Source organism: Endozoicomonas sp. ONNA2, assembly GCF_024606365.1.
Lineage (GTDB): Bacteria > Pseudomonadota > Gammaproteobacteria > Pseudomonadales > Endozoicomonadaceae > Endozoicomonas.
This window is the reverse complement of the sequence record NZ_JAHHPO010000395.1, coordinates 1-6,427: the sequence shown is the minus strand read 5'-3', so window position 1 is coordinate 6,427 and position 6,427 is coordinate 1. Positions and strand designations below refer to the sequence as shown.

The window sequence follows — 6,427 nt, the reverse complement described above, 5'->3', positions numbered from 1 at the left end:
ATCCTCGCTACGGGCGCTATTCTCGGACAGCCTCCCGGGAAGCACTGCTCAAAAGGCACTCCCATCAAATCCAGATGTGGCTGTTTGGAAGACCGTTCCCGGGTCAACCACTTTTTTTGTATTATCCTCTTTGGCCTTCGGGGTTACGGCTTTTGTTTACCCTTATTGCGACATGACGCACGGCTAATCTGCTCCGAATAACCTCTCGACAACTACTTTCAACGCTTGGGAGAATAGGGGAGCCTCTTGGCGGCTGCCCCGGCAGGGGGAAGCCTGTAGTCGATAGTAGACATTTAACTCAGGGTATGCTCTCTTACAGCTCGAATATCGCGCATGATCAAACCCCTTGAATTACGCAAATATAGAACGAACGCACAGCATAGAACGTACCGTATAAAAAGGTGCGATCTTTTGAAAAGATACAGCCACTGTCGGGGCTGAACTAGTTGCATTAATCGGGAGGAATTATTAAATGTTACCAATGACCCACTCTGTTTTATTTCAAAGGCCATCATCATTCTCGGAACATATGGAAAAACAGGATAATAGCCAAGATTATATTGCTTTTCCCAAGACAAAGTATACCACACTCAGACAAATCAAAAGGGCAGAACCTAAAAACTATATCCGTATGAAAGGTCAGTTTCTGAAAGATATTGGTAGACTGAAATCGTTGACACAGCGTTTAATCGGTGACATGTGTGATGCGCAGATTAATATTTTTCACCAAAAGATAAAAAATGATCTCGCAGGTGAGGATAATACAATTTCCAGCGTGATATCATACCAGAATACTCGTTATTATCTCCATGACATCGTCAATCGCACTGAGCGATTTCTTCTTGCGCTGGAAGCGCAAAATCCTGAGGAGACTGAAAAATTTGCTTTCAATAAAGACGGTTTTTGTGCTTATTTTGTTGAGTTTCTCTCAGGGATAGACCATTGTCTTAATGGCAGTGGTACTCGTATTCAAAGTGCATTTATCAGCCTGGAGAACTCCCGTGACCCACAAAGGGAGTTGTATAAGATCAGACACGGGTTACTGGAATACGGTGTTAAATCATTTCTGGCAAAAGAGCATGCCAGTGGCAGGGCTGAGTATTGTGCAGGGGATGAAGTGCACTGGCACAATGCGCTTTACAATATAGCCTGCGACCGGTTTGGTTTGGAACCCATGAATGATGCGGAGGCAACGCTAGGTGACAATACAGAAATTATTGGCCGACTCGAACGCATCCTGCCATCCCTGATGTCAGAATTTGAAATTCTCTATAAATTTACTGAATTGTTTTATCAAGATTTCGTATTCGCTTTAAAAAAGCGAAATAAAGAAGACTGGCTTACCCGTCCTGTTTCTCTCGCAGAATTAAACGGTGAAATTCTTGATGACATCAAACAGGATTTTATAACGCCAATAAATCTTCGGTTCAAAATCAAAGATGCCAATAAGCTCGATATATGGACAATCATCAAACCGTGCAATGATGACAGCTATGAATTTTCACAGAGTAGGGATCGGCTCCAGGTATGGTTAATTGATCATTTTTTAAATTCTACCCCTCAGGCGAACGTATTGTGTGTAGAGAAGGAATCTTACTGGGACTCTTTCTGGGATTTCTTCACAAAAACTGAAGATAACCTACCACTTCTCTGCATTGGCTCGAAAGATAATCTTTATTTTTGGGCCTTTAATTCAGAGACCCCTCTGGTGCAAGGCGCCCACTGCAACCTGGACTGGAATAACCATCAAACACTGACTCTGGGTCATTTAAAACAAGTAGATTTTTTTAGATTCGCGCAAGAAACACGTTTCAATCTTCTTCATCATGCGTTGAACAACTCCAATAAACCGGGTGACTTTTTTGAATTCTTCTTGCATCAAACCACCTCAAGCGTGTGGGATAAAACGGTAACATCCGACCCTCGAATCAAGGAAATTCTGTTAGAAAAACTCAGTCAAATTTTGAACAATGATGAACTGTTTATCCGGGAGTTAATCACTTATTTAAAAAGTCCGGATACGGGATCTCCCAAAGCGTATACCAGTCATTTCTTCAACGACGTATTATCTCAGGCCAGCAAACTGAAAAAGATGGAAGTCATTGCCTGTTTATCAAGATATGACCTGTGCAATAATTTGACTGAAGTCAATAAAGTTGACTATCAAAGATTATTGTTTTCAACGTTAATATCTGATGTAGAACAATTCAAAACTTTCTGCAAGCATCTTCTTATTGACGTCAACTCAACCAATGAAAAAGGTGAAACGCTGTTATTTATAGCAGCAGCTCTTGGGCAAACGGAGTCTGTGAAGCTGCTTTTGCAACAAAAAGGAATTAATGCAAACCTGCCAGACAAGTCCGGCCGGACGCCATTAATGGCAGCAGCAAGGCACGGTCATGGGGACTGCGTTCAGGTGTTGCTTGAGCATGATGTGTCGTCGATCAATGCACAAGACAACGATGGCTGTACGGCTTTGATGCTGGCGGCACGCGGAAGGAATGAACGTTGTGCCAGTTTATTATTCCAACAACCGGATATTGACATCAATGCACGGGATAAAAACGGTAACCGCGTATGGTTTTATGTGGCTTCCGCTAATGCATCGGGGCAACATCCATGGCAAACATGTCCACAGATCCTGGATGCAGCAGCCAATGGTAATTTGGCCTTACTGACTGAACTGTTAAATTTTTCCACAGCATTGATCCATATTGCCAATAAACAATATTTAACGCCGACAATGTTGGCCGCAAAAAATGGCCATGTTGATTGCCTGAAAACAATTCTGGCGAAGAAAGTCATTGACGTGAACCTGAAGAATGCTAATGGTAAAACTGCACTCATGCTGGCTGCGGAACATGGGCGAACAGGGTGCCTGCAAGAACTTCTCACACAGCCTGGTATCGATCCTGATGCGCGGAGCAATAACGGCTCGACCGCAATAATGTATGCAGCAAAAAAGGGGCAAACGCAGTGCCTGAAGCCGCTTCTGGAAAATAACAAAATTTTTTCACGCATCCCTGACAAAGAGGGCTCCACACCATTAATGGCGGCAGCCCGTTACGGTCATGGGGACTGCGTTCAGGCATTGCTTGAGCATTATCCGAGCACGTGCACGATCAATGAGAAAAACATATACGGCTATACGGCTTTGATGCTGGCGATAATTAACGGTAATGAACGCTGTATCTTGTTATTACTGCGACAAAAGGATATTTACATCAACATGACAAATACCAACGGTGACACTGCACTCATGCTGGCTGTAAAGAATGGACGCACCGAATGCGTGAAGAAGCTTCTGGAACGAAAAGAAATTAATGCAAACCAGCCTGACAATTACGGCTGGACGCCATTAATGCTGGCAGCAAAAAACAGTCATGGGGACTGCGTTGAGATGTTGCTCAAGCATGATGCATCGTCGATCAATGCAAAAAACAACAGCGGCCTGACGGCATTGATGCTGGCAGCAAATGCAGGTGATGAACGTTGTGCCACATTATTACTCCAACATCCGGATGTTGACATCTGTGCAGCCAGTAAAGACAGTAAAAATGCATGGTCTTATGCGGTGGCCGGTAATGCAACAGGGCAGCACCCATGGCAAACATTTCCACAGATTCTGGATGCAGCAGACAGTGGTGATTTGGCATTACTGATTGAACTGTTAAATTTTTCCAGAGCATTGATCCATGTTGGCAATAAAGAAGGATCAACGCTGGCAATGCTGGCCGCAAGAAAGGGCCATGTTGACTGCCTGGAAGCAATTCTGGCAAAGAAAATCATTGACGTGAACAGGAAGGATAAAAAGGGAAATACTGCACTCATGTTGGCGGCAATGAATGGGCAAACGCGGTGTCTGGAAAAACTTCTGGCACAGGATGGAATCGAACCACATGCATACAACAATGACGGATACACTGCATTAACGATTGCAGCAATAGAGGGGCAAACGGGGTGCCTGAAGGTGCTGCTGAAAAACGGCATTCATGCAAACGTGCCTGACAAAAAGCGCTGGACACCATTAATGGCAGCAGCAAGAGAAGGCCACAGGGACTGCGTTGAGGTGTTGCTTGAGCATGATGTGTCGTCGATCAATGCACAAGACGACAGCGGCAATACGGCTTTGATGCTGGCGATAATTGGTGGTGATGAACGTTGCATCTGGTTATTACTTCAACAAACGGATATTTACCTCAGTGCATCAAATAAAAACGGTGCAAATGCACTAATTCTGGCTGCAGCAAATGGACAAACGCAGTGCCTGAAATGGCTTCTGGATCAGAAAGAAATCCGGGTGAATGAGCAGGACATTGGAGGTGTTACCGCAGTATCGCACGCTGCATTTCATGGGCAAGCGGAATCGCTGAAGATGCTTCTGGAACAACCGGAAATTGAAGCAAACCCACTGACAAAGAATGACTGGACGCCATTAATGTTGGCAGCAAGATACGATCACAGCGGCGCCTGCGTTGAGGCGTTGCTTAAGCATGATGTGTCGTCGATCAATGCACAAAACAACGGCGGCAATACAGCTTTGATGCTGGCGATAATAGGAGATCATGAACGTGGTGTCATGTTCTTGCTCGGACAAACGACTATTGACATCAATACACCCAATGAAGAAGGTATAACTCCATTAATGCGGACTGTGACAAATGGGCAACCGAAGATCCTGGAAAGGCTTCTGGTACACAAGGGAATCCAGGTGAATGCGCAGGCCAATAACGGTTGGACCGCAGTAATGTACGCAGCCTTTAATGGGCACACGGAATGTCTGAAGATGCTGCTGGAAAAACCGGAAATTGATGCAAACCTGCATTCAAAGCATGGCTCGACGCCATTAATGGCGGCAGCAAATAACGGGCACAGCGGCTGCATTCAGGTGTTGCTTGAGCATGATGTGTCGTCGATCAATGATTATAACAACAGCGGCCATACGGCTTTGATGCTGGCGTCAGAGCATGAACATTGGGCATGTTTTCAGCTATTGGTTGATCATAATGCCGGATTTGGCCAAGAGGCTGTCCGAGCATAGACTGTCCTGCGCGGCTGCGATAAATTGGTCTGACAATCCGCTTTTTAGCATCACCAAGGCTCGGATTTCGTTTTGGGTTGTACTTCGTGGCTGCCTGCCTATGTGTCGATCATTTGCAGTCTTGCGAACGAGATCTTCGAATTCCTCGCAGTAGCCCTGCTATAATCGTCATTCGCTTTTGCACAGCTTTCCGGGAAGGATCTTCTGCATTTTGGTAGGCATGGCGGTTTCTACTATGCTGGTTCAGAATCGTTATTTTGTGCCTTATTTCAATCATTATCCAAGTCGGTTAATGCTAAAACCAAGTTGCATTAACTGATTGGCAGGAATGACAAATGATACCAATCAAACACCCTATTTTATTTCAGAAGCCTACATTCTCGGAGCATACTGAAAAACCAGATGACCTTAACAAGAATTATATTGCTTTTCCTGACGGACATTTTAGAACACTTGAAGAGGTTAGAAGGGCTAAACTTGGCAGATACACTGAAATGAAAGGTCAGTTTCTGGGTGATATTCTTAGACTGAAGTCTTTGCTAAAACGTTTGATCCGTAATGTAAGTGATAACGAAATTACTATTTTTCACAATAAGATAATAAATGATCTGAGAGGCGAAGATGAAAAACCTTCCAGCCTGATATCATACCGTGAGACTCGTTATTATCTCCATAATATCCTCAATCAAACTGAGAGATTTCTTAAGCTGGAAGCGGAGAATCCTCATCAGGCTGATAAATTTCCTTTCAATAGAGATGGTCTTTGCGCATTATTTCTTGAGTTTACTTCAGGGATAGATAATTGTCTTGATGGCAGTAGCACTCGTATTCAAAGTGCATTTACCAGCCTCGAGAACTCCCGCGACCCACAAAGAGAGCTGTTGAAGATCAGACACGGGTTACTGGAATATGGTGTTAAATCATTTCTGGCAAAAGAGCGTGCTAATGGTCAGATTAGATATCTTTTAGGGAATGAAGTGCACACACACAATAAGCTTTACAATATAGCCTGTGAACCGTTTGGTCTGGAACCCCTTAATGAAACGCCGGAAAGATACGGCAGCAATGCAACAATTATTAACCGATTTAACCGCATCCTGCCATCCCTGATGCCAGAATTCAAAATACTTCATAAACTGACTGAGGTGTTTTATCAAGATTTTGTATTAGCGTTAAAAAAGCGAAATAAAGAAAACTGGCTAACCCATCCTGTTCCAATCTCAGAATTGAAGAGTGAGATCATTGATGGAATTAAAGAGGATTTTATAACTCCCATAAACCTTCGGTTCAAAACCGCCAATAAAAACACTCTTGATTTATGGGATATCATCAAACAGGGCGATAGAATCGGCCTTACGATCGTTCCAATCAAGGCTAATTTAAACG

2 protein-coding genes are annotated in these 6,427 nt (G+C 43.8%); both read left to right on the top strand.

All coding sequences use genetic code 11. The features are described from left to right. Window positions 1-472 precede the first annotated feature (472 nt). Window positions 473-5,041, top strand: a complete 4,569-nt coding sequence (locus tag KDK14_RS07185; RefSeq protein WP_257264369.1) for an ankyrin repeat domain-containing protein — start codon at window positions 473-475, stop codon at window positions 5,039-5,041. A 335-nt stretch (window positions 5,042-5,376) separates the two neighbouring features. Beyond that, window positions 5,377-6,427, top strand: a 1,051-nt coding sequence (locus KDK14_RS07180; RefSeq protein WP_257264368.1) for a hypothetical protein, incomplete at its 3' end; no start/stop codon positions are given.